19 protein-coding genes and 1 pseudogene are annotated in these 22674 nt (G+C 69.4%); 6 read left to right on the forward strand and 14 right to left on the reverse strand.

Features of this window, described 5'->3' with window-relative positions:
* Nucleotides 1–159: 159 nt before the first annotated feature.
* Both glnK and AC1DYD_RS02170 read right to left on the reverse strand, forming a co-directional pair.
* Nucleotides 160–498, reverse strand: coding sequence for a P-II family nitrogen regulator (glnK, locus tag AC1DYD_RS02165; protein ID WP_162565354.1), 339 nt, complete (start codon nt 496–498; stop codon nt 160–162).
* Nucleotides 499–554: 56 nt separating this feature from the next.
* Nucleotides 555–1415 carry a TorF family putative porin gene (locus tag AC1DYD_RS02170; RefSeq protein WP_478171430.1) on the reverse strand — a complete coding sequence of 287 codons (861 nt, stop codon included), beginning with the start codon at nt 1413–1415 and terminating at the stop codon, nt 555–557.
* A 166-nt stretch (nt 1416–1581) separates the two neighbouring features.
* Here AC1DYD_RS02170 and AC1DYD_RS02175 point away from each other — a divergent pair, with 166 nt between their 5' ends.
* From AC1DYD_RS02175 to AC1DYD_RS02185, 3 genes and pseudogenes are all read left to right on the forward strand, one after another.
* Complete coding sequence (locus AC1DYD_RS02175) at nt 1582–3123, forward strand: YifB family Mg chelatase-like AAA ATPase (protein ID WP_478171103.1); 1542 nt, start codon at nt 1582–1584, stop codon at nt 3121–3123.
* Nucleotides 3124–3179: 56 nt separating this feature from the next.
* Nucleotides 3180–3431: pseudogene (locus AC1DYD_RS02180) on the forward strand (aquaporin); the annotation flags it as partial.
* Nucleotides 3432–3480: 49 nt separating this feature from the next.
* On the forward strand, nt 3481–4710 hold the full coding sequence (locus AC1DYD_RS02185) for an MFS transporter (RefSeq protein ID WP_478171104.1): 1230 nt from the start codon (nt 3481–3483) through the stop codon (nt 4708–4710).
* Between the two features lie 108 nt (nt 4711–4818).
* Here AC1DYD_RS02185 and AC1DYD_RS02190 read toward each other — a convergent pair whose 3' ends face one another.
* The 12 genes from AC1DYD_RS02190 to AC1DYD_RS02245 all read right to left on the reverse strand — a co-directional run bounded on the left by AC1DYD_RS02190 (nt 4819) and on the right by AC1DYD_RS02245 (nt 19689).
* Complete coding sequence (locus AC1DYD_RS02190) at nt 4819–6003, reverse strand: fumarylacetoacetate hydrolase family protein (RefSeq protein ID WP_478171105.1); 1185 nt, start codon at nt 6001–6003, stop codon at nt 4819–4821.
* A gap of 74 nt (nt 6004–6077) precedes the next feature.
* A complete protein-coding gene (locus tag AC1DYD_RS02195) occupies nt 6078–9800 on the reverse strand; it encodes a molybdopterin cofactor-binding domain-containing protein (RefSeq protein ID WP_478171106.1) in 3723 nt (1240 codons plus the stop codon).
* Nucleotides 9797–10357 (reverse strand): (2Fe-2S)-binding protein, encoded by a 561-nt coding sequence (locus AC1DYD_RS02200; RefSeq protein WP_478171107.1) that lies wholly within the window; start codon nt 10355–10357, stop codon nt 9797–9799. The genes AC1DYD_RS02195 and AC1DYD_RS02200 overlap by 4 nt, the downstream gene beginning before the upstream one ends.
* A 13-nt stretch (nt 10358–10370) precedes the next feature.
* The gene (gene pncA / locus AC1DYD_RS02205; RefSeq protein WP_478171108.1) at nt 10371–11087 is read right to left on the reverse strand and encodes a bifunctional nicotinamidase/pyrazinamidase; all 717 of its coding nucleotides are present in this window, start codon (nt 11085–11087) and stop codon (nt 10371–10373) included.
* A 26-nt stretch (nt 11088–11113) separates the two neighbouring features.
* Entirely contained in the window at nt 11114–11848 is a 735-nt protein-coding gene (locus AC1DYD_RS02210; RefSeq protein WP_478171109.1) for an ABC transporter ATP-binding protein, read from the reverse strand.
* Complete coding sequence (locus AC1DYD_RS02215; RefSeq protein ID WP_478171110.1) at nt 11845–12648, reverse strand: ABC transporter ATP-binding protein; 804 nt, start codon at nt 12646–12648, stop codon at nt 11845–11847. Before AC1DYD_RS02215 ends, AC1DYD_RS02210 begins: the two co-directional genes overlap by 4 nt.
* On the reverse strand, nt 12645–14561 hold the full coding sequence (locus tag AC1DYD_RS02220) for an ABC transporter permease (RefSeq protein ID WP_478171111.1): 1917 nt from the start codon (nt 14559–14561) through the stop codon (nt 12645–12647). The genes AC1DYD_RS02215 and AC1DYD_RS02220 overlap by 4 nt, the downstream gene beginning before the upstream one ends.
* A gap of 18 nt (nt 14562–14579) precedes the next feature.
* Nucleotides 14580–15791 carry an ABC transporter substrate-binding protein gene (locus AC1DYD_RS02225; RefSeq protein ID WP_478171112.1) on the reverse strand — a complete coding sequence of 404 codons (1212 nt, stop codon included), beginning with the start codon at nt 15789–15791 and terminating at the stop codon, nt 14580–14582.
* A 50-nt stretch (nt 15792–15841) separates the two neighbouring features.
* The gene (locus tag AC1DYD_RS02230; protein WP_478171113.1) at nt 15842–16426 is read right to left on the reverse strand and encodes an amino acid synthesis family protein; all 585 of its coding nucleotides are present in this window, start codon (nt 16424–16426) and stop codon (nt 15842–15844) included.
* A 35-nt stretch (nt 16427–16461) separates the two neighbouring features.
* The gene (locus AC1DYD_RS02235) at nt 16462–17103 is read right to left on the reverse strand and encodes an amino acid synthesis family protein (protein WP_478171114.1); all 642 of its coding nucleotides are present in this window, start codon (nt 17101–17103) and stop codon (nt 16462–16464) included.
* A gap of 21 nt (nt 17104–17124) precedes the next feature.
* On the reverse strand, nt 17125–18048 hold the full coding sequence (locus AC1DYD_RS02240; RefSeq protein ID WP_478171115.1) for a UPF0280 family protein: 924 nt from the start codon (nt 18046–18048) through the stop codon (nt 17125–17127).
* A 15-nt stretch (nt 18049–18063) separates the two neighbouring features.
* A complete protein-coding gene (locus AC1DYD_RS02245; protein WP_478171116.1) occupies nt 18064–19689 on the reverse strand; it encodes a 6-hydroxynicotinate reductase in 1626 nt (541 codons plus the stop codon).
* A gap of 249 nt (nt 19690–19938) precedes the next feature.
* On the opposite strand from AC1DYD_RS02245, the gene AC1DYD_RS02250 reads away from it, so the two are divergent.
* Genes AC1DYD_RS02250 through AC1DYD_RS02260 form a run of 3 tightly spaced genes read left to right on the forward strand, consistent with a single transcriptional unit; the run spans nt 19939 to nt 22629 of the window.
* Complete coding sequence (locus AC1DYD_RS02250; RefSeq protein WP_478171117.1) at nt 19939–20712, forward strand: ferredoxin--NADP reductase; 774 nt, start codon at nt 19939–19941, stop codon at nt 20710–20712.
* A 13-nt stretch (nt 20713–20725) separates the two neighbouring features.
* Complete coding sequence (locus AC1DYD_RS02255) at nt 20726–21496, forward strand: TetR/AcrR family transcriptional regulator (RefSeq protein WP_478171118.1); 771 nt, start codon at nt 20726–20728, stop codon at nt 21494–21496.
* A complete protein-coding gene (locus tag AC1DYD_RS02260; RefSeq protein ID WP_478171119.1) occupies nt 21442–22629 on the forward strand; it encodes an amidohydrolase family protein in 1188 nt (395 codons plus the stop codon). The genes AC1DYD_RS02255 and AC1DYD_RS02260 overlap by 55 nt, the downstream gene beginning before the upstream one ends.
* Nucleotides 22630–22674: the final 45 nt, after the last annotated feature.

Consider the following 22674-nt stretch of genomic DNA (forward strand, 5'->3'; position numbering starts at 1 on the left):
CGGCCGGTGCGGCCGCAGCGGCGGGGGCCGACGCTTCGGCCGCGGGGGCGGCGGGCGCCTGCGCGAAGCCGGACGTACCGGCGCCGAGCAGGCTCAGGCCCAACGCGAGTGAGACAAGGAATTTTTTCATTTCGGTTAGTTTCTTTCGTGCCTTGCGTGTCAGAGGGCTTCGCGGCCCGTTTCGCCGGTGCGGATGCGCACGACCTGCTCCAGGTCGTAGACGAAGACCTTGCCGTCGCCGATCTTGCCGGTGCGCGCCGCGCTCTCGACCGCCTCGATGACGCGTTCCACCAGTTCGTCGGCCACAGCGGCTTCGATCTTGACCTTCGGCAGGAAGTCGACGACGTACTCGGCGCCACGGTACAACTCGGTGTGGCCTTTCTGGCGACCGAAGCCCTTGACCTCGGTGACCGTGATGCCCTGCACGCCGATGGCGGACAGTGCCTCGCGCACTTCATCGAGCTTGAATGGTTTGATGATGGCTGTGACCAGCTTCATGATGTTTCTCCTGCGGATGAAAGGGACAGCGCAGCCCCGGGCCACGCCTTCTATGACTAGAGGGTCTTGGTCAACATGACAATGAAACGCGTCGCATTCGGCGAGAAGGTGGTCTGGCCGATCGGTCCGAAGACCGTTCCCGTGGGGATGCCGGGCGTGGCGATCAGGTTGAAGGCGCTTTGGTTGTTGCCGCCCTGCACCGAGCCGGCCAGGGCCAGGCCGCTGCCGAAGTCGTAGGACACGCCCACGTTGTAGTCCAGGTAGTCCTTGTAGCCCAGGCTCTTGATGTCGCTGGTGAAGAAGGTGTAGCCGATGGCCGTCTTGAAGGTCAGCTTGGGCACGATCTCCTTGGTGTACGCCAGGTTCAGGTAGCCGGTGTTCTGGCCGTCCAGGCTCGAGCCACGCTTGTTGCCGGCGTAGTTGAAGTAGTCGTTGGAGACGGTCCAGGAGTACTTGGCGGTGAACGCGCCGAAGGTCTCGTCGGACCAGGTACCCGCGCCGTAGATTTCGGTGGTATTGCCCGCGGTATTGCCGGGGTAGTAGTACTGATAGACGCCGACGTCCCAGTCGATCGGGCCGCCCTTGAATTTATAGCCGCCGTAGAAGTCCATCTCGACCGAGTTGCCGGGCAGCCAGTTGACGCTGGAGTTCCAGTTGCCGACATAGAAGCCGCTGTCCCCGAAGGCATAGTCGATGCCGCCCTGGATGGCGGGCTTGAACCAGCTGGTCTTGGCAAAGCCGTTGCTGCCGATGACGTCCTGGTCCTGGCCACGGAACTTGTAGTTGGTCGTCAGCGCGACGTTGCCCGTGAGATTCGGCGCCGGTGCCGCCGCGTCGGCGGCTGCCTGGGCGCTGGCGAGCATCGGCAGGGCGGCAAGCGCGCCCACAGCCAGGATCTGGACGGATTTACGGTGCATCATCGAGCGGACTCCTCGGAGTGTTTTGGAAGTGAGTAGGAATCCTTCTCAAAGCAGGGAGCGTGCCAAAGCGCATCCCCCCGACGAGGCAGGGTTTTACGCCTGACGCACTTGGTCACAATGAAGAACAAGAGATGGACGCACCATCTTGGTGAAAGGGAGCGAAATGAGTCTGTCTTTGGTGCAGAGCCGCGCCTTAGTGGGTCTTGAAGCCGCAAATGTCACGGTCGAGGTGCATCTGGCCAACGGATTGCCCAGTTTCACGCTGGTCGGCCTGGTCGACGTGGAGGTCAGGGAAGCCCGGGAACGGGTCCGCTGCGCGATCCAGAACGCCGGTCTCGAATTTCCCACCAACAAGCGCATCACGGTCAACCTGGCGCCGGCCGACCTGCCGAAGGATTCCGGCCGCTTCGACCTGCCGATCGCGCTCGGCATCCTCGCGGCCAGCGGCCAGATCGAGGCCGACCGGCTGGCGGGCCACGAATTCGCGGGCGAACTCTCCTTGTCGGGGCACTTGCGTCCCGTGCGTGGTGCATTGGCCATGTCGCTGGCCCTGCACGTCCGCGGCATCGCCACCCGGCTGGTGCTGCCGGCCGAAAGCGCCCGGGAGGCCGCGCTGGTGCCGGGCGCCGAGGTCTATGGGGCCCGTCACCTGCTCGACGTGGTGCGGCAGTTCCTGCCGGCCGGCGCCGTGCCGCCGGCCACCGAGGCGGCCGAGGACGGCTGGGCGCGGGTGCTGGCGGCGCCTGCCAGCGCGGTGGCGCGCCATCCCGACCTGGCCGACGTGAAGGGGCATGCGGGCGCCAAGCGGGCGCTGGAGATCGCCGCCGCCGGCGGCCACAGCCTGCTGATGGTCGGCCCGCCCGGGTCGGGCAAGTCGATGCTGGCCCAGCGCTTCGCCGGGCTGCTGCCCGCGATGAGCGTCGACGAGGCGCTCGAGAGCGCGGCGGTCGCCAGCCTGGGCGGCCGCTTCGAGACTGCCCAGTGGATGCGCCGGCCGACCGCGAGCCCGCACCACAGCGCCAGCGCAGTGGCGATGGTGGGCGGCGGATCGCCGCCGCGGCCGGGAGAAATCTCGCTGGCCCATCACGGCGTGCTGTTCCTGGACGAGTTCCCCGAGTTCACGCGCGCGGCGCTGGAGGCGCTGCGCGAGCCGCTGGAGACGGGAACCATCACGATCTCGCGCGCCGCGCGGCGTGCCGAATTCCCGGCCCGCTTCCAGCTGATCGCCGCGATGAACCCCTGCCCCTGCGGCTGGCGCGGCTCGACGGTCAAGGCCTGCCGCTGCACGCCGGACCAGGTGACCCGCTACCAGGGCAAGCTCAGCGGCCCGCTGCTCGACCGCATCGACCTGCACATCGAGGTGCCCGGGGTGTCGGCGCAGCAGCTGCTGGAAGCCGCGGCCGGCGAAGCGACCGAGGCGATCCGGGCCCGGGCCGTGGTGGCGCGCGAACGCGCCCTGGCCAGACAGGGCGGGACCAACCAGGCGCTGGCCGGTGCCGAGATCGACCGGCACGCGGCCCTGCTGCCGGCGGCGCTGGCATTCCTGCACACCGCGGCAGCACGCCTGGGCTGGTCGGCGCGCAGCACGCATCGGGCGCTCAGGGTGGCGCGCACGATTGCCGACCTCGCAGGCACCCAGGACGTCGACGTCGCGCATGTGGCGGAGGCGGTGCAGTACCGGCGGGCACTGCAGACGGTCGACTGAAGGACCGACAGTCGCGTCGGCTCATGACATGTCCTGACACCGTGTAATCGCAATGGCTGTGCCTGACGCTGATCCACCTGGTCTCCATTCCCGTGACCAACACCTCGGTCAACCCGGCGCGCAGCACCGGGCCGGCCCTGTTCGGTCCGGCCATCGCGGTGGACCCGCTGTGGCTGTTCTGGGTGGCGCCGATCGCGGGGGCGGTCATCGGCGCGGTGATCCACAAGCTGCTGCTGACGTCGAAGACCGACACGTCGCAATCAGCCTCCACCCGCGACGTGGCGCGGCCACTGACCGCCTCGAACTGAAGAACCGGGCCCCGATCCGGGCGGGCTCCGCCCGTTAGAGTCAGGGCCGATGGGCCTTTCCGAACCGCAGCCGCTTCCCGCCCCCTACGACCGCCGCCTCGTCGCCTGGCTCTCCCTGGGCCAGCTCATCACCTGGGGCAGCGTCTTCTACACCTTCGCGCTGTTGATGGAGCCGGTGGAGCGCGAGCTTGGCCTGAGCCGGGCCCAGTCCTCGCTCGCCTTCAGCCTCGCGCTGCTGGCGGAAGGCGCCATGGCGTGGCCCGTCGGACGCTGGATCGACCGCGGCCACGAGCGCGCGGTGATGACCGGCGGCTCGCTGCTGATCGCCGCCGGCCTGCTGCTGCACAGCGGGGTGCACAGCGCGGCCGGCTTCTATGCGGCCTGGCTGCTGCTCGGCACGGCGCTCTCGGCCACGCTCTACAACCCGGCCTTCGCGGTCGTCACGCGCCGCTTTCCAAACGACTTCCGCCGCGCCATCATCACGCTGACCTTCCTCGGCGGTCTGGCCAGCACGGTCTTCATCCCGCTCGACGCCTGGCTGATCGCGCGGCTTGGCTGGCGCCACGCGCTGTGGGTGCTGGCCGCGATCCATCTGCTGCTGTGCGCGCCGCTGCATGCATCGATCCTGCGGCACGCGCCGAAGCGCAGCGTCGGCGCGCCGGCCACGGGCGCCGCCGCACCACGGCAACCCGTCGGCCACTACCTGCGCAGCGCGCCCTTCCTGCTGATCGGCGTCTTCACCGTGCTGCTGATGGCGGTGACCGCTGCGCTGCCGCCGCACATGGTGAGCCTGCTGCGCGGCGCCGGGTTGTCGGAAACCTGGGCCATCGCGGTGCCGGCCGCGATCGGCATCGTGCAGGTGTTCGGCCGCGCCCTGCTCTACTTCTTCGAGCACCACTTCGACCTGCACCTGGCCAACCGGCTGATCCCCTGCCTGATCCCGATCGGTCTCGCGACCCTGCTGGCCGGCGCCGGCCATCCGGCCGCGGCGCTGGCCTTCGTGCTGTTCTACGGCATGGGCAACGGGATGCTGACAATCGTCAAGGGCACCGCGATCGCCCAGTACGTGAACCGCGAACACGTGGCCACGCTCAACGGCGCGCTGGGCCTGCCCAGCGCGATCGCCCGCGCCCTCGCGCCACTGACGCTGGGCCTGCTGTGGACGCCCGCGGGCGGCTACACGGCCGGCCTGTGGATCCTTCTGATCGGCAGCTTGGTGGCGGTACTCGCGCTGCTGGCCGCCCAACGCCATGGCCGGCGCAGCCCGGCCCCTTCGTGAAACACCGCGGAACCGGCTCCGCCGGGCCGCTGGTGTTGCCCCCGGCAGGGGGTGGGCGGGCTACACGAAGTGAGCCCAACCTGGGGGCGAGCAACATGTGGGGGCGAGTCAAATGATCCCGCGGCCTGCGAGGTTGCGCATCAGCGCGCCGATGCCAAAGGTCCAGCGCGGCGCCTGGTCGGCATGCACCACGCGGTTGTGCAGCGCGCCGAGTTCGGGGGCCGAGATCGTCACCTGGTCGCCGACCACATGGGTGAAGCCCTGGCCCGGGCCGTGGCGGTCCTGCGTCGGCGCGAACATGGTGCCGAGGAACAGCATCAGGCCGTCCGGGTAGGCATGGTGCGGGCCGATCGCCTGCGCCACCAGGTCGAGCGGGTCGCGGCTGATCTTCGCCAGCGAGCTGGCGCCGTCGAGCGTGAAGCCCTCGGAGCCGACCACCCGCAGCGCCACCGTGATGCGGCGCACGTCCTCGATGCCGAAGTGATCGTCGAACAGGCGGATGAAAGGGCCGATGGCGCAGGACGCGTTGTTGTCCTTGGCCTTGCCGAGCAGCAGCGCACTGCGGCCCTCGAAGTCGCGCAGGTTGACGTCGTTGCCAAGCGCGGCGCCGAGCGTGCGGCCGCGGCTGTCGACCGCCAGCACGACCTCGGGCTCGGGGTTGTTCCAGACCGAGCCCGAATGGATGCCGACATCGGCGCCGGTGCCCACGGCGGCCAGCACCGGCGCCTTGGTGAAGATCTCGGCGTCGGGCCCGATGCCGACCTCGAGGTACTGCGACCAGGCGCCCTGCGCAATCAGCACGTCCTTGACCTTGGCGGCCTGCGGCGAGCCCGGCACGATCCCGGCCAGGTTGTCGCCCAGCACGCCGCCGAGCGCGGCGCGGATCGACTCGGCCTTGGAGGCATCGCCGCGCGACTGCTCCTCGATCACGCGCTCCAGCAGGCTGGCGATGAAGGTCACGCCGCTGGCCTTCACGGCCTGCAGGTCGCAGGGCGCGAGCAGCCACGGATGCTGCGGGTCGCGGCGGGTCGCGTCGCTGTTGGCGAGCGCCCGTTCGAGCGACGCCACACGCGGCGTGCGCTGGTCGCGCAGCGCCTCGCGCACCGCGCCGACCGGGTCGTCGAGCTCCAGCAGCTGGCTGGCGGTGGCGGCAATGCGCGAGAGATCGTGCAGGCCGCCCTCGTGCACCGCGACCAGCACCGGTCCGATGTCGGGCTGCCAGAGGCGACCGACCAGCGTGGCGCGCTCGGCATCGCGAGGCAGGGACTGGGCGGGCGAAAAGATCGAGGTCATGCGAAGGTCTCCAGGAGCGGGCCGGTGATTCGGCCTCTGCGCCCCGGATCGTACGGGAGTCTGAGAACCTGTTCTCAGCGTCGCGGGGCGTTCGGCGGCTCGGCCCGCAGGCGCGCCACGCTCGCCGGCAGGTCCTTCCACGCCGGCTCCTGCGGCGCGAAGCGGGCCCGCATGTAGCCGGCCAGCTCGGCGATCTGGGCGTCGTCGAGCGCCTCGCGGAAAGCCGGCATGAAGCCGATGTCGCGCGCGGCCGGCTCGCGCACGCCATCGAGGATGGTGCGCAGCAGGTTGTCGGGCCGCGCGCTCGTGAGCTTGCTGTTGAGCGCCAGCGGCGTGTTGACGCCGAGCAGGGTCGGGCCGTCGCCGTCGTGGTGGCAGGCGGCGCAGGCGCTGTCGAACATGCGCTGCGCCGGGCCGAGCAGGCGGCCCTGCTGCGCCGCCGCCGTGGCGACCACGTGCTGCGTCTGCGCCTGCGCCACCTCTTGGGGCGTGGCAGGGCTGAAGGACGCGAGATAGCTGGCCATCGCGCGGATGTCGGCGTCCGGCACCGCCGCGAGTTCGCGCACCACCTCGGCCATCGGGCCGCCGGCGGTGCCGTGCTGCGTTGCATGGCCGTGGCGCAGGTAGCCGTAGAGCGCGTCGGCGGTCCAGGGCACGGCCGAGGTCGACAGCGCGGTCAGCGCCGGCGCCTCCCAGCCGTCGACCATCGCCCCCGACAGGAAGGCGCGGCCGCCCTGCTCCGCGCCGAGCGCATTGCGCGGCGTGTGGCAGGCACCGCAGTGGCCGAGCCCGTTGACCAGGTAGGCGCCGCGGTTCCACTCGGCGCTCTGCGTCGCCACCGGCTGGTAGGACGCGGGGTCGTGGAACAGCGCATTCCAGCCGGCCATCAACGGGCGCAGGCCGAACGGGAACCTGAGCTCGGCCGGTGGGGTCTCGGCTCGCACCGGCGGCAGCGACATGAAGTAGGCATACAGCGCCTGCAGGTCGTCGTCGCTGGTCTTGGCGAAGGCGGTGTACGGGAAGGCCGGGTACAGGTGGCGGCCGTCGCGCGAGATCCCCTCGCGCATCGCGCGCTGGAAGGCCGTGAAGGACCAGCGGCCGAGGCCGGTGTCGGCATCGGGCGTGAGGTTGGTGGTGTGGAGGGTGCCGAAGGGCGTCTCCATCGCGCGGCCGCCGGCGTTCGGCGTGCCGCCCGGCGCGGTGTGGCAGACCGCGCAGTCGCCGAGCGCGGCCAGCGTGCGGCCGCGCTCGATCGTGGTTTCGCTGTAGGCGGACGCGCTGAAGCTGACCGGCGCGATGGCCGAGCGCCAGCCCAGCAGRCCCGCGACCACGCCGATGCCGCCGACGATCAGCGCCCCGGCGCCGGCCCAGAGGCCGCGGCGCGTCGGCCATGGCGCGGAGGCCGGCAGCGCTCGCCGTGCCGCGGCGGCGTCTTCCGGCCCGGCGGGCGCCGGCAGCGGATTCAGCGCCGCGCGCACCACCTCGGGCGTGAACGGAGGCGCCCGGAAGCGCACCCCGGTGGCGTCGAAGATCGCATTGGCGATCGCCGCGGTGCCCGGCACCGAGGACGACTCGCCCGCGCCCAGCGGCGGCTCGCCCGGGCGCTGCAGGTGCATCACCTCGATCACCGGCACTTCGCGGAAATTGATGATCGGGTAGCTGCCCCACTCGCGGCTGGCGACCACGCCCGAGGGCGGCACGCCGGGCAGCAGCGCCGCATCCGGCGCGCCCTGCGGCGCGAAGCGGACCTGCTCCTTGAGCGCGCGGCTGGTGGTCTGCACCACGTTGCCGTGGATCTGGTGCTCGACGCCGGCCGGGTTGACCATCAGCCCCGCGTCATGCCCGACCACCACACGGCGCACATGCACTTCGCCGGTCTTGCGGTTGACCTCGACGTCGGCCACCCAGGCCGACCAGGCGGCGCCGAAGCCCGGCCACTTGCTGTGCACGTAGCGCGCATAGGCGAAGCCCTGGCCGAACAGGATGTCGCCGCCGGGGCCCACGCGGGCGTCGGCGCGCCTGGAAGGATGATCGCCGTCGGCATCTTCCTGCGGGCCGGTGCGCATGCGCCAGCCGGCCTTCTGCGCGGTCTCGCGCACCAGCTCGGCGGCGCGCGGATCGTGCAGGTGGCGCAGCCGGAATGCGACCGGGTCGACGCCCGCGGCGGTCGCGAGCTCGTCGACGTAGGACTCGTGCGCGAACGAGCTCGGCAGCGCCGAGACGCCGCGCAGCCACGAGGCGCGCACGATCGGCGCCATGTCGTTGACCTTCACGCGCAGGTTGGCGTAGCCGTAGGGCGGGCGCGCAGTGCGGTCGCCCATCTCGAAGGCCTGGGCCACCGGCTCGATGGTGCGCGTCAGCAGCAGCGCCAGCGTGGGCGCGCCATTGGACGGATAGGAGGTCTCGAAGTCGTAGGCCGCGACACCGCCCTCGGCATCGAGGCCGCCGTTGATCCGCATCAGCTGCGCGGCACCCTTGGGCTCCCACAGGTGCTCCTGTTCGCGCGTGAGCTGCACCCGCACCGGCGCGCCGACCGCACGCGCCAGCAGCGCCGCGTCGGCCGCGACGTCGTCGGCGCCGTTGCGGCCGTAGCAGCCGGCGGCCTCCATTCGGACTACGTCGACTTCGATGTCGTCGAGGCCCATGAGCTTCGCGAGATCGGCCCGCAGCACGTGCGGGTTCTGCGAGCCCGCCCACACACGAAGTTCCGCGTCGCCGTCCGGCTGCCAATGCGCGAGCGCGCACGACGGCCCGATCGACGCATGCATCTGGTACGGCCAGACGTAGGTCCGCGGCATCGCTTTCGCGGCACTCGCCAGCGCCGCGTCGACATCGCCTTCGTCGACCAGCAATCGCTGGCTCGACGGGTTGGCGCTGATCGCGCCTTCGAGGTCGTCGAGCGGGGGCAGTCCGGGCCAGGCCTTCCAGCGCACGCGCAGTTCGCGCAGCGCCTGCTCGGCATGCTCTTCGCGCTCGGCGACGATGCCGACGAAGTCGCGGATCACGACCACCGCGCGGATGCCGGGGATGTGCGCGATCGAGGCCTCGTCGACCGACTCCAGCGTGTTGCCGATGTAGTCGCCGTGGTCCGCGCCCGCATAGGGCGGCCGCACGACGCGGCCGTGCAGCATGCCGGGCAGGCGCATGTCGTGCACGAAGACGGTGTCGCCGGCCAGCTTGGCGGGGATGTCGACGCGCGGCGGCGAACTGCCGACGATGCGGTAGTCGGCCGGGTCCTTGAGCCGCGCCGCCTCATCCACTTGCAGCACGCTGCGCCCGCCCGCCACCAGTTCGCCGATGCCGATGCCGAAGGCCGGGTCGTCGCCGGCCTGGATGCGGCCGTCGCGCAGCGTCAGCAGCGCGGGCTGGACGCCGAAGTGCTCGGCCGCCTGGGCCAGCAGCCAGCCGCGCGCCTGCGCCGCCGCCAGCCGCAAAGGCGCTGCGTGGATCTGGATCGAGGCACTGGCGATCGTCGCGCCCTGGTTGGGCGTGCGCGCGGTATCGCCGAGCACCATGCGGACCTGCGCCATCGGCACGTCAAGTTCCTCGGCCACGATCTGCGACAGCGCGGTCTGGATGCCGGTGCCGAGATCGACGTGGCCGTTCAGCGCGGTGACGCTGCCGTCGTCCCAGACCGCGAGCAGCACCTCGGGGCCTTCGGCCGGGTTGCCCGACACCAGCGCGGGTTGGCCCGGTGCCGGCGGCGGCGCCGGAGGCGTCTCGCGGACGACGACGAGGACGCCGTCGGCCTGGAGGAATTCGCTGCGCGTGCGGGGCGAGTCGGCGCGCCGGCTCACGTCTGCGCGCCCTTCGCGATCAGCAGCGCGGCGCGCTGCACGGCGGCCAGGATCTCGATGTGCGTGCCGCAGCGGCACAGGTTGCCCGAGAGTTCGCTGCGAATCCGCGCCTCGCTCGGATTCGGCTCGCGCGCCAGCAGCGCCGCGGCCTGCATCACCATGCCGTTGAGGCAGTAGCCGCATTGCGCGGCCTGGGCATCCTCGAAGCCCTGCTGCACGGGGTGCCAGCGCGCGCGCCGCGCCGCAGGGCCGCCCCAAGGCGCGGCAGCCCCCTCGGGGGGCAGCGAGGACACGAAAGTGCCGAGCGTGGGGGCCACATCAGGCAATCCTTCGAGCGTGGTGATCTCGCGGCCCGCGACGCCGTGCGCCGGGATCACGCAGGCCCGCGCCGCGACGCCGTCGACCCACACGGTGCAGGCGCCGCATTGGCCCAGGCCGCAGCCGTACTTGGGGCCATTGAGCCCCAGGTCGTTGCGCAGCACGTGCAGCAGCGAGGCCTCGTGCGACGCCGCGAGTTCGACGCTGCGACCGTTGACCTTCAGTGCGAACCCCGGCATCTCTGGTGACGGCCTAGACGAAGTCGCTCGACTGGATGCGCTTGACACCCTTGGCGGCCATCTGCTTCCAGGCCGCGGCAAGCGAACCGTTGAGGTCGATGGCGCGGGTCGCGTCCTCGATCACGTAGACCTCGAAGCCGGCCTTGCGCGCATCCATGGCGGTCCAGGCCACGCAGAAGTCGGTCGCGAGACCGGTGACGAACACGGTCTTGACGCCGCGTCCCTTCAGGTAGCCGGCCAGGCCGGTGGTGGTCTTGTGGTCGGCCTCCTCGAAGGCCGAGTAGCTGTCCATGTCCTTGTGGAAGCCCTTGCGGATGATCAACTGGGCGGTCGGCAGCTTGAGTTCCTTGTGGAGGCCGGCGTCGTCGGTTCCCTGCACGCAGTGGTCCGGCCAGAGCACCTGATTGCCGTAGCTGAGCTTGGTGGTCTCGAAGGGCTTCTTGCCGGCATGGGTGCTGGCGAAGGAGGCATGGCCCGGCGTGTGCCAGTCCTGCGTGACCACGATGTTGTCGAAGGCCTCGGCCAGCTTGTTGATGACCGGCACCACCTCGGCCCCGCCCTTGACCGGCAGCGTGCCGCCTTCGACGAAGCAGTTCTGCACGTCGACCACGATCAGCGCCGCGTTGGCCGCGGGCTTGATCTTCGCGGCGGCGAAGAGCGGCGAAACGCCGAGGCCGAGCAGACCCAGCGCGGCGGTGGACTTCAAGAGGGTTCTGCGGGTGTTGTGCATGGTTGTCGCTCCTCGGGTTGATGAAATCAGACGCTGAGATAGGCCCTGCGCACCTCGTCGTTCGCGGCCAGCTCGGCCATCGACGCGTGGTAGCGGATCTGCCCCTTCTCGAGCACATAGGCGCGGTCGGACACCAGCTCCGCGAAGTGCATGTTCTGCTCCGACAGCAGGATGCTCACGCCCTGCGCCTTGAGCTCCAGGATCATGTTCGCCATCTGCTCGACGATCACCGGCGCCACGCCCTCGGAAGGCTCGTCGAGCAGCACCAGGTAGGGGTTGCCCATCAGCGTGCGGGCCACGGTCAGCATCTGCTGCTCGCCGCCGCTCATGCGGCCGCCCGGACGGTTCGGCATCTCGCCGAGGTTCGGGAACAGCTTGAACAGGCGCTCGGGCGTCCACAGCGGGGCATCGGTGCCGTCGCTCCAGCGCCGCGCCGCCTGCTTGCCGACCTCGAGGTTCTCCATCACGCTGAGGTCGGTGAACACGCGCCGGTCCTCGGGCACGAAACCCAGGCCCAGCCGGGCCGCCAGGTGCGGCTCGCTCTTCGAGATGTCGTGGCCGAGGAAGCGCACCGCGCCGCGGCGCTTGGCCAGCATGCCGATCAGGGCCTTCAGCGTGGTCGACTTGCCGGCGCCGTTGCGGCCCATGAGCGCCACGACTTCGCCGCGCCGCACCTCGAGATCGACGTCGTAGAGGATCTGCGCGGCGCCGTACCAGGCGCACAGCGCCTTGGCTTCGAGCAGGGTCTCGTGCGAACTCATGCGTGCTCTCCTACCGCCGCATTCACCGCGGCCGCCTTCTCCGCGATCTTCTCGAAGGTCTTGCCGCTGCCGAAGTACACCTCCTGCACTTTCGGATGGTCGCGGATCTCGAGCGGCTTGCCCTGCGCGATCAGGCGTCCGCGGGCCAGCACGATCATGCGGTCGGCGTAGGCGAACACCACGTCCATGCTGTGTTCGGTGAACAGCACCGCCATGCCGCGGTCGATCACGAGCTGCTTGGTCAGGGCCATCAGCGCGTTGCGCTCCTTCGGTGCCATGCCCGCGGTGGGCTCGTCCATCAGCAGCAGCTTGGGGCTGTTGGCCATCGCGATCGCGAGCTCGACGCGCTTGACGTCGCCGTAGGCCAGCACGCTGCAGGGCCGGTCGGCTTGGGGCTTCATGCCGACCTGGTCGAGCAGCGACAGCGCCTCGTCGCGCTTGTGGTCGGCCGCGCGGCGCCAGGTCGAGAACAGCTTGTGGTCGTGCGACAGCAGGGCCATCTGCACGTTCTCGGCCACCGTCAGCGAGGCGAAGGTCTCGGCGATCTGGAAGGTGCGGCCCACGCCCAGGCGCCAGATCTCGCGTGGCTTGCGGCCCACGAGTTCCTGGCCGTCCAGCCGGATCGAGCCGCGGTCGGCCTTGAGCTGGCCGTTGACCATGTTGAAGGTGGTGGACTTGCCGGCGCCGTTGGGGCCGATCAGTGCCAGCAGTTCGCCGGCAGCCAGTTCGAAGCTGATGCCGTCGACCGCCTTGACGCCGCCGAAGGACTTGCCGAGTTCTTGTACTTTGAGAAGGCTCATGCCTTCACCTCCTTGAGGTCGACCGCTTCGGCCGCGTGGCGGCGCCGGTCGAAGAGCTGCTTGACGAAGCCCGCGATGCCCTGCGGGAACAGCAGCACCAGCAGCAGGATGATGCCGCCCAGCATGGCGCGCCAGTAGTCGGTGTTGCGCGCCACCGTGTCGTGCAGCCAGGTGAAGGTGACCGCGCCCACCACCGGGCCGGCCAGGGTCTGGATGCCGCCGAGCAGCACCATGACGAGGCCGTCGACCGACTTGCCGACGCTGAGCGACTCGGGCGAGATGCTGCCCTTGGAAAACGCGTAGAGCGCACCGGCCAGGCCGGCCGCGGTGCCGGCGATCACGAAGGCCACCCACTGCATGCGCTTGACGTCGATGCCGATCGCATCGGCGCGCAGCTGCGAATCGCGGCCCGCGCGCAGCGCATAGCCGAAGGGCGAGAACAGCACGCGCCGCAACCACAGCACGCCGAGCCCGACGAGCGCCAGCGTGACCCAGTAGTAGGCCCGCTTGTCGGCCAGCCATTCGGAAGGCCAGACCCCGGTGAGCCCGTTGCTGCCGCCGGTGAAGCTGTCCCACTGGTAGGTGATGGCCCAGGTGATCTGCGCGAAGGCCAGCGTCAGCATCGCGAGGTAGACGCCCGACAGCCGCACCGCGAACCAGCCGTAGACGAAGGCGCCCAGCGCGGCCACCAATGGCGCGACGATCAAGGCCAGCTCCATCGGCATGCCGCTGGAACGCACCAGCAGCGCGGCGCCGTAGGCACCGAGCCCGAAGTAGGCGGCGTGGCCGAAGGAGTGCATGCCGGCCGGCCCCATGATGAAGTGCAGGCTGGCCGCGAACAGCGCGGCGATCAGCAGGTCGATCATCAGCACCGTGGTGTAGGGCGAGCCGGCGGTGATGAACGGCATCGCCGCCAGCACCAGGCCGAACAGCGCGGCCGCAATGACGTAGGTGCGTCCCGGACGGCGCAGCGGTTCCTCCTGCATGCCCACGTAGCGGCTCGGTGCTTGCGGCTTGCCGAACAGGCCCCAGGGCCGCCAGACCAGCACGACGGCCATCACGAGGAAGTCGACCACCAGCGTGAGCTTGGAGAACGAGACGGTGAGCCCGAAGACCTCGACCACGCCGAGCCAGATGCAGATCGCCTTGATCTCGGCGATCAGCAGCGCGGCCGCGTAGGCGCCGGGGATCGAGCCCATCCCGCCGACCACCACCACCACGAAGGCGGCGCCGATGGTGTTGAGGTCCATCTCGAGCGTGGCGGGTTCGCGCGGCAGCTGCAGCGCGCCGCCGAGCCCCGCAAGCAGCGCGCCGAGCGCGAACACCGCGGTGAAGAGCCAGGCCTGGTTGACGCCCAGCGCGCTGACCATCTCGCGGTCTTGCGTGGCGGCGCGCACCAGCGTGCCGAAGCGGGTGCGCGTGAGCAGCAGCCAGACCAGCCCGAGCACCACCGGCCCGACCACGATCAGGAACAGGTCGTAGGAGGGAAACTGCCGGCCGAGGATCGTGACCGAACCCGACAGGCCGGGCGCACGCGGGCCCAGCAGTTCGTCGGGGCCCCAAAGCCACAGCACCGCATCCTTGATGACCAGCACCAGCGCGAAGGTGGCCAGCAGTTGGAAGAGTTCGGGCGCCTTGTAGATGCGCCGCAGCAGCACCACCTCGATCAGCGCGCCCAGCACGCCGACCGCCAGCGCCGCCATCACCAGCGCCGGCCAGAAGCCGAAGCCGGTGCCGAGCCGGTCGACCAGCGTGTAGGCGACGTAGATGCCGACCATGAAGAACGAGCCATGGGCGAAGTTCACGATGCGCGTGACGCCGAAGATCAGCGACAACCCGGCTGCCACGAGGAACAGCGAGGACGCGCTCGCCAGCCCGTTGAGCAGCTGGACGATGAAACCTGAGAAGCTCATGGCCCGTTCGTTCCTGGCTTAGTCGGCAGCGCGCGACTTCTTGATCTCGGCGGCGCTCGGCTGGTACTTGGCATCCGCACCGTCGAGGTACACGTATTCGACCATCACGCCCTTGCCACCGTCGTTCTTGGTGCGGCCCACGAAGGCGCCCATGGTCGACTGGTTGTCCTCGGCGCGGTAGGTGATCTTGCCGAAGGGCGTGTCGACCTGCAGGCCCTTGAAGGCCGCGACCACCTTCTCGGTGTCGGTGCTCTTGGCCTTGGCGATGCCGGCGGCGGCCGACTTGATCATGCTGTAGCCGACCACCGAGCCGAGCCGCGGATAGTCCTTGAACTTGGCCTGGTAGGCCTGCTCGAAGGCCTTGTGGGCGGGCGTGGTGATGCCGTACCACGGGTAGCCGGTGACGATCCAGCCGTTGGGCGCCTCGTCCTTGAGCGGGTCCATGTACTCGGGCTCGCCGGTCAGCACGCTCACCACGTCGCGGTCCTTGAACAGGCCGCGGGTGTTGCCTTCGCGCACGAACTTCGACAGGTCGGCGCCGAACAGCACGTTGAAGATCGCGTCGGGCTTGGCATCGGCCAGCGCCTGCACCACGCTGCCGGCGTCGACCTTGCCGAGCGGCGTGGCCTGCTCGGCGACGAACTCGACATCGGGCTGTGCCGCCTTCAGCAAGGTCTTGAAGGCCGCCACCGCCGACTGGCCGTACTCGTAGTTGGGGTACACCACGGCCCAGCGCTTCTTCTTGAGCTTGGCCGCCTCGGGCACCAGCATCGCGGCCTGCATGTAGGTGCCGGGACGCAGGCGCACGGTGTAGGCGTTGCCGCCTTGCCAGGTGAGCTTGTCGGTCAGCGGCTCGCCGGCCAGGAAAAAGAACTTCTTCTGCTTGGCGAAGTCGGCCACCGCCATGCCGGTGTTCGACAGGAAAGTGCCGGCCAGGATGTCGACCTTCTCGCGCGACACCAGCTCTTCGGCCACGCGCACCGCGTCGCCCGGGTTGGCGTTGTCGTCGCGGCTGATCAGTTCGATCTTCTTGCCGTTGACGCCGCCGGCAGCGTTGATCTCGTCGACCGCGAGTTCCATGCCCTTCTTGTAGGGCTCGAGGAAGGCGGGTTGCGCCTTGTAGCTGTTGATCTCGCCGATCTTGATCACGCCCTGTGCGTGCGCGGGAACGAGTGCAGTGGCGAGCGTGGCGACCGCGGCCGCGGTGAAGGCAAGGCGCAATGGATTCATCGGGAACTCCTTGGGATCGAACAGAAAGAAAAGCTTTGCGACGAACGGGCTCAACGGAGCCCGTCCTCGCCCTTGATCTCGGAGGCTTGGAGGCCGCCGATGCGCGGCAGCGGACGGCCGCTGTCGGTGACCGCGACCGCGACGACGATCTCGTTGGCGCGCGGAGCATCCGACACGCGGGCCTCGATGGCGTCGAAATGGCTGCGCACGAAGGCGGCGTCCTTGTGGCCCAGCGGCACGTCGATGGCGGTGCCGAGCGTGCCGCGCTTCTTGCTCGACGGCACCAGCGCGGCGCCCTTCTCGACCGCCGCGCGCAGTGGTGCGCCGAGCTTCGGATGGAGGATCGCGGCGGCATGCTCGAGCTCGCCGGCCTCGCCGACGATCGCGGCCTTGCCGTAGCTCTGTGCCTGGCCAGGCTCGATGCCGAGCGCGGCCACGGCCTTCCGGCCCAGCAGCGCGCCGAGCTCCTCGCCGATCGCGATCAGTTCGTCGAGCGACTCGCTGTAGCGGCCGGCGTAGGGGTTCTCGATCACGGCGATGGCGACGGCGCGGCGCGTGGGCGGGTCGATGGCCTGGCCCATTTCCTTGCGGGTTTCGTCGACCTGGATAACGAGCTTGCGGATGTTCGCGGTCATGGATTTGTTCCTTGTCTCTTCGATGCGATCGGGGTTCAGCGCAGGCCGTCCCATTTGCTGATGTTTTCCGCGCGGAGCCCGCCGACGCGATCATGCACGCGGTAGCCCGTGCTCATCGCGAGGATGAAGACGATCTCGTCGGCCGCCGGCGCACCCGGCACGCGGACCTCGATGGCGTCGAACTGGCCGCGCACGTAGCTGGCGTTGATGTTGGTCAGCGGCACGTCGAGCGTGGCGCCCGGTGGACCGACCTTCTTGGTCGACGGCACGATCGACAGCGCGTTGCCGGGCTGGCCGGTCTTCTCTTCGACCTGGCCCTTGCGATAGGCCTCGCGGTCGCCCTTCCAGCCGAGCAGTTCGCGCATCGCGTAGCCGCCGGGCACGTGCCACAGCGCGCCGTGCTCGAGCTCGCCGGCAGCGCCGACGATGGCGCCCTTGCCGTAGGTCGCGATGCGCTCCACCGGCACGTCCATGGCGGCGCGCAGCCGATGCGCCATGTCGACGCCCACCGGGTCGAGCAGCGCCATCATCGGCAGGATGTCGGGCTCGTAGCGGCCCGCGAAGGGATTGGTCAGCACCGCGCCGATGGCGCCACGCACCAGCGGCGTTGCGACGGGTGGTCCGAACTCGTGGTGGATGTGCTCGACATGGGTGAAGACGCGACGGATATCGATCATGAAAAGGTGCCCTGCTTTTCGTTAAGCAAATACTGAACCAACTGCATCGGCTGCGATGCTGCCCTCGCTCTGGGGCGGTGCCGCCGGAAGACCGGAGCTTAAGGGCTGCACGACCCGCCACTGCCCCTGGCAGACCAGTACCACCGACCATGCGAGCCCGAGCTGCTGCAGCCGCTCGGCGCGCGCGACGCCCGCCTCCAGTGCACGGTGCACGACGGCGGGCGCCAGCGTGGCCACGTCGACCGTGACCGGGATGTCGCCGAGGTCGCTGTCGTCCTTGCATTCGCTCGCGGGGCAGCGGCGGATGCCGGGATCGTCGGCATCGACCGCATTGGCGATCACGGTGGCCGCCGCATCGGCCTGGGCCGCTGTCGCCGCCAAGACCGTCACGCTGTCGGCGATGCCGAGCGAGAAGCTCCGGCCGCGCCAGCCGCTGGTGGCGACGCCGCGCGCCGGATGCTCGGCACGCAGCTCGAACTGGCCATCGGTGGTGATGGGGCCGCAGTCGCGCAGGTCGAAGCGCGCGAGGTCGGCGAACAGACCGATGCGCGCCGTCTGCCCGGGCGCCAGGTGCAGCGCGATATCGCCGCCGTTGTTGATCCAGGCGCGCTCGATGCCCGGGCGGTGGAAGCAGGCGATGAGTTCCTGCGCCACCGCGCCGGCGACCGCCGCCATCGGCGTGATGAAGCCGGCACGGAACGGTGCGCAGGCTTCCCACATGCGGCGGGCGACCGGGCCCTTCACGGGACAGTCGGTACCCACCGGGCGACGCAGCAGGGGCAGTTCGGCCACCAGTTCATCGAGCAGCACGGCGAAGCGCCGCCAGGCATGCTCGTGCGCGACCGCGACCTCGACGTCATTGCCGTGGGCTTCGGCAATGATGTCGATCGGGCCGTGGTTCAAATGCCAGCGGCCGCCGTCGAGCGCGGTGCGTTGTGCAGACATGTCCCAGTCCTAGTCCTAGCCCAGCATCGGCGGCTGGCCGAGCGGCCAGGGATTGGCCGCATCCATGCGCCGCCACTGGCGCGACAGCGGCGCACCGTCGTCCTGCCAGGCGCCGCGCGCCAGCGCCTGCTCGAGCGTGAACACGTGCTCCATGTGGCCGCCGAGCGCGGCATAGTCCTCGCGGCGCATGCTGAATTCGATCGGCGCCACGATGGCCGGGGTCGGCACCGTGCCGAAGCTGTTGTCGGGCATGCGCAGCACGTCGACCATCACGGTGATGCCGCCGCCCGGCCACACATAGGCCGGCGCACCGCCGCAGGTGACGTTGACCAGCGCACGCTTGATGGCCCGCGTGAGCAGCACCGGGTTCTCGGTGACGCCGGCGCGCAAGGAACCGCCGGCGCCGCCGAGGAACAGCACGGTGCACAGCGAAGGCTCGCAGTTCTCGCCGATGCGATCGACGATGCGGCGCACGTCGGCGGGCATCGGCTGCTCGACCGGCTGCAACTGCTCGTCGAGCACATACCACTGGGCATGCTCGCCGGTGGTGGAGGTCATGAGCAGGCGCAGGCCCGGCCGCGCCACGCCCTCCTCCCAGCCCTCGATGATCGACAGCGGGTCGGCGATGTCGGTGCCGCCCCATCCGTCGCCCGGATTGGCGACCTGGAAATAGCGCCCGGGCGTCGACTTGCGCCCGCGCATCTGGATGCCCGAGGGCGGCATGTCGAGGCAGCGCCCGGCCTGGTGCTCGGTCAGCACGCCGGTGATGTGGTCGTCGACCACCACCACCTCGTCGGCATGGCCGAACAGCTGGCGCGCGAAGATGCCCACGGCCGCCGAGCCGCAGCCCACGCGCATGCGCTTTTCTTCGACGCCGTTGACGATCGGTGCGCGGCCGGCCTGGATGACCATGCTGGCGCCGCCGTCGATCACGCATTCGACCGCCTGCTTGTTGCCCAGCAGCTGCATCAGCTCGCAGGTCATGCGGCCTTCCTTCTTGCTGCCGCCCGTGAGGTGGTGCACGCCGCCCAGCGACAGCATCTGCGAGCCGTACTCGGCCGTGGTGACGTGGCCCACGACCTCGCCCTTGTAGCGCACGTTGGCCTGCTCGGCGCCCAGGAAGCGGTCGGTGTCGATCTTCACCTTGAAGCTGCAGTAGCTGAAGATGCCCTCGGTGACCACCGTCACCATGTCGACGCCCTGCGCCTTCGAGGCCACGATGAAGGGCGCGGGCTTGTAGTCGGGGTAGGTAGTGGACGAGCCCACGCCGGTCACGAAGACCTCGTCGGCGTGAAGGAGATCGCCGGTCCAGTCGGCATCGGCCACCGGCGGCTCGGTGCGCCCGGCCTCGTCGATCTCGTTGCCGACGCGGGCGAAGGGCACCAGCGCGGGCGACTCGCTGGCCAGTTCGCGCCGCAGCAGCACCACCGGGTCGACCCGGACCAGCACGCCGGCGCGGTTGGCGTAGCGGTCGCAGGCGCCGGTGCGGCCCTCGGAGATCTGGCACAGCACGGGGCAGGCATTGCACTCGACCTTGGCGGCATTCATGCGCTCGTTGCGCAGCGGCGCCCGGCCGGTCGCCTCGGGCAGCACCGGCATGTCCATGCCGGGCAGTCCGTCTGTCTTGGTGTGTTCGGTCATCGCGGGGAACCTCGTGGCAATTTCTTGGGATGAGGCCAGCGGGAGTGCAACATCTGTGCCGGAAACCCGCTTGCACCTTCACTTGTGCTGGAACTGACGTTTGTGTAGCATCCACTACACCTTCATGTGGTGAACACTACATTTTCGAGATCAATGTAGCAAACGGGCCCGATGCTTGCAATGGTGTTTTCTCCTGCATCGCCGACAATTGGTGCATCCCTTTTTCGTTCATAACCATTCCTGACCCTTATGAGTGCATTCAGCGAAGAACGTGTGCTGAGCGTCCACCACTGGACCGACCGCCTGTTCACCTTCACCACCACGCGCGATCCGGCCCTGCGTTTCTCGAACGGCCACTTCACGATGATCGGCCTGAAGGTCAACAACAAGCCCCTGCTGCGGGCCTACAGCATCGTCAGCCCCAACTATGAAGAGCACCTGGAGTTCCTCAGCATCAAGGTCGAGGAAGGCCCGCTGACCTCCAAGCTGCAGCACATCCAGGTCGGCGACACCGTCATCGTCGGGCGCAAGCCGACCGGCACGCTGCTGATCGACTACACGCTGCCGGGCAAGCGGCTCTACCTGTTCGGCACCGGCACCGGGCTGGCGCCGTTCATGAGCATCATCCGCGACCCCGAGACCTACGAGAAGTACGAGAAGGTCATCCTGGTGCACGGGGTGCGCCAGGTCGACGAGCTGGCCTACCACGACCTGGTCACCGACCACCTGCCCAAGCACGAGATCCTCGGCGAGATGATCGAGAAGCAACTGCTCTACTACCCGACCGTGACGCGCGAGGAGTTCCGCAACATGGGCCGGATCACCGACCTGATCGAGACCAACAAGCTCACCGACGACCTCGGCCTGCCGCCGCTCAATGCCGCCGAGGACCGCGTGATGCTGTGCGGCAGCCCGGGCCTGCTGGTCGACCTCAAGCACATCCTCGAGGCCCGCGGCTTCAAGGAAGGCAACACATCGACGCCCGGCGACTACGTCGTCGAACGCGCCTTCGCCGAGAAGTAGCCGGCGCGCCGAGATGGCCGAGTCCAAGGCAGCCCCGCGCAAAGGCGCGCCCAAGCCTGCGACACGCCGCACCGGCGTGCGCGAAGCCGCAGCGCAGGCCACGCGCGAGAGCATCCTGCGCGCAGCCACCAAGGTGTTCGCGAAGTACGGCTACGACGGCGGCAGCGTCGAGAAGATCTCGAAGGCCGCGAAGTCGTACGACCGCATGATCTACTACTACTTCGGCAGCAAGGAAGGCCTGTTCATCGCGGTGCTCGAAGGCATCTACCGGCGCATGGACGACGCCGAGGCCGCGATCGACCTCGACGCCACGCGGCCGGTCGAGTCGCTGACCGCGGTGATCCGCTTCGTGCTCGGCTACTACCGCAAGAACCCCGAGTTCGTCACGCTGCTGAACACCGAGAACCTGCACAAGGGCCGGCACATCGCGAAGTCGCTGCGGGCCCGCGAATATTCGTCGCGGGCGATCTCCATCATCAGCGAGATCGTGGCAGCGGGCGTCGCGCAGGGACTGTTTCGCGACGACGTCGCGCCGCGCGACCTGTACCTGCTGATCGCGTCGACGGGTTATTTCTATACATCGAACCGGCACACGCTGACCGCCTTCCTCGGCGAGCCGCTCGAAACGCCCGAAGCCGTCACGCACTGGGAAGACTTCGTCATCGAGACGGTGCTGCGCACGGTCGATGCCGGCGCTTCGGAAGAAGAATCCACTCACGAGGAAAAGAAATGGCAGAAGTCGCAACCGGTGCCAAGTCGGGCAAGGTCGTCATCCGGAACATAGGCCTGCTGCTCTCGGGCGATATCGACAAACCCATCCTCGACGCCGACACCATCGTCGTCGACGACGGCCTGATCGTCGCGGTCGGCAAGGAGAAGGACTGCGACACGGAAGGCGCGAAGACCGTCATCGACGTCAAGAAGACCTGCGTCGCGCCGGGCCTGATCGACAGCCACGTGCACCCGGTGTTCGGCGACTGGACCCCGCGCCAGGGCCAGATCGGCTGGATCGACTCGACCATGCACGGCGGCGTCACCACCATGATCTCGGCCGGCGAGGTGCACCTGCCCGGCCGGCCCAAGGACATCGTCGGCCTCAAGGCACTGGCGATCACCGCGCAGCGCGCCTTCGACAACTTCCGCCCCGGCGGCGTCAAGGTGCTGGCCGGCGCGCCGGTCATCGAAAAGGGCATGGTCGAGAGCGACTTCAAGGAACTGGCCGAGGCCGGCGTCGGCCTGCTGGGCGAGGTCGGCCTGGGTTCGGTCAAGGCCGGCTACGAAGCCAAGGAGATGGTCGCCTGGGCCCGCAAGTACGGCATCCAGAGCACCATCCACACGGGCGGCCCGTCGATCCCGGGCTCGGGCCTGATCGACAAGGACGTGGTGCTCGAGGCCGACGCCGACATCATCGGCCACATCAACGGCGGCCACACCGCGCTGCCCGAGGCGCATGTCTGCGAGCTGTGCGAGAAGTCGTCGCGCGCGATCGAGATCGTGCACAACGGCAACGAGCGCGTCGCCATCGCGGCGGCCAAGGCGGCGCTCGATCTCAAGTGCCCGCACCGCGTGATCCTCGGCACCGACGGGCCGGCGGGCTCGGGCGTGCAGCCGCTGGGCATCCTTCGCATGGTGGCGATGCTGTCCTCGATCGCCAACATCCCGGCCGAACTGGTGTTCTGCTTCGCGACCGGCAACACGGCGCGCATCCGCAAGCTCAACTGCGGCCTGATCGAGGTCGGCCGCGACGCCGACTTCGTCTTCATGGACCGCGCGCAGCACACCGCCGGCAAGACCCTGCTCGAGAGCGTGCAGCTCGGAGACATCCCGGGCGTCGGGATGGTGATGATCGACGGCATCGTGCGCTGCGGCCGCAGCCGCAACACGCCGCCGGCGACTGAGATTCCGGTGGTGATTTAGCTCGCCCCCAGTAGTCGCCTCGAGTCGCTGCCAGAGGCAGCGGCT

The organism is Variovorax sp. P4_B11 (assembly GCF_056402355.1).

Bases quoted from the DNA above. Each gene is read 5' to 3' on its own strand.
- pncA (WP_478171108.1), bottom strand. From the start codon at position 11,087: ATGCACAACACCCGCAGAACCCTCTTGAAGTCCACCGCCGCGCTGGGT.
- AC1DYD_RS02185 (WP_478171104.1), top strand. From the start codon at position 3,481: ATGGGCCTTTCCGAACCGCAGCCGCTTCCCGCCCCCTACGACCGCCGC.
- AC1DYD_RS02260 (WP_478171119.1), top strand. From the start codon at position 21,442: ATGGCAGAAGTCGCAACCGGTGCCAAGTCGGGCAAGGTCGTCATCCGG.
- AC1DYD_RS02240 (WP_478171115.1), bottom strand. From the start codon at position 18,048: ATGTCTGCACAACGCACCGCGCTCGACGGCGGCCGCTGGCATTTGAAC.
- AC1DYD_RS02170 (WP_478171430.1), bottom strand. From the start codon at position 1,415: ATGCACCGTAAATCCGTCCAGATCCTGGCTGTGGGCGCGCTTGCCGCC.
- AC1DYD_RS02230 (WP_478171113.1), bottom strand. From the start codon at position 16,426: ATGACCGCGAACATCCGCAAGCTCGTTATCCAGGTCGACGAAACCCGC.
- glnK (WP_162565354.1), bottom strand. From the start codon at position 498: ATGAAGCTGGTCACAGCCATCATCAAACCATTCAAGCTCGATGAAGTG.
- AC1DYD_RS02255 (WP_478171118.1), top strand. From the start codon at position 20,726: ATGGCCGAGTCCAAGGCAGCCCCGCGCAAAGGCGCGCCCAAGCCTGCG.
- AC1DYD_RS02210 (WP_478171109.1), bottom strand. From the start codon at position 11,848: ATGAGTTCGCACGAGACCCTGCTCGAAGCCAAGGCGCTGTGCGCCTGG.
- AC1DYD_RS02215 (WP_478171110.1), bottom strand. From the start codon at position 12,648: ATGAGCCTTCTCAAAGTACAAGAACTCGGCAAGTCCTTCGGCGGCGTC.
- AC1DYD_RS02250 (WP_478171117.1), top strand. From the start codon at position 19,939: ATGAGTGCATTCAGCGAAGAACGTGTGCTGAGCGTCCACCACTGGACC.
- AC1DYD_RS02235 (WP_478171114.1), bottom strand. From the start codon at position 17,103: ATGATCGATATCCGTCGCGTCTTCACCCATGTCGAGCACATCCACCAC.
- AC1DYD_RS02175 (WP_478171103.1), top strand. From the start codon at position 1,582: ATGAGTCTGTCTTTGGTGCAGAGCCGCGCCTTAGTGGGTCTTGAAGCC.
- AC1DYD_RS02220 (WP_478171111.1), bottom strand. From the start codon at position 14,561: ATGAGCTTCTCAGGTTTCATCGTCCAGCTGCTCAACGGGCTGGCGAGC.
- AC1DYD_RS02245 (WP_478171116.1), bottom strand. From the start codon at position 19,689: ATGACCGAACACACCAAGACAGACGGACTGCCCGGCATGGACATGCCG.
- AC1DYD_RS02200 (WP_478171107.1), bottom strand. From the start codon at position 10,357: ATGCCGGGGTTCGCACTGAAGGTCAACGGTCGCAGCGTCGAACTCGCG.
- AC1DYD_RS02225 (WP_478171112.1), bottom strand. From the start codon at position 15,791: ATGAATCCATTGCGCCTTGCCTTCACCGCGGCCGCGGTCGCCACGCTC.
- AC1DYD_RS02190 (WP_478171105.1), bottom strand. From the start codon at position 6,003: ATGACCTCGATCTTTTCGCCCGCCCAGTCCCTGCCTCGCGATGCCGAG.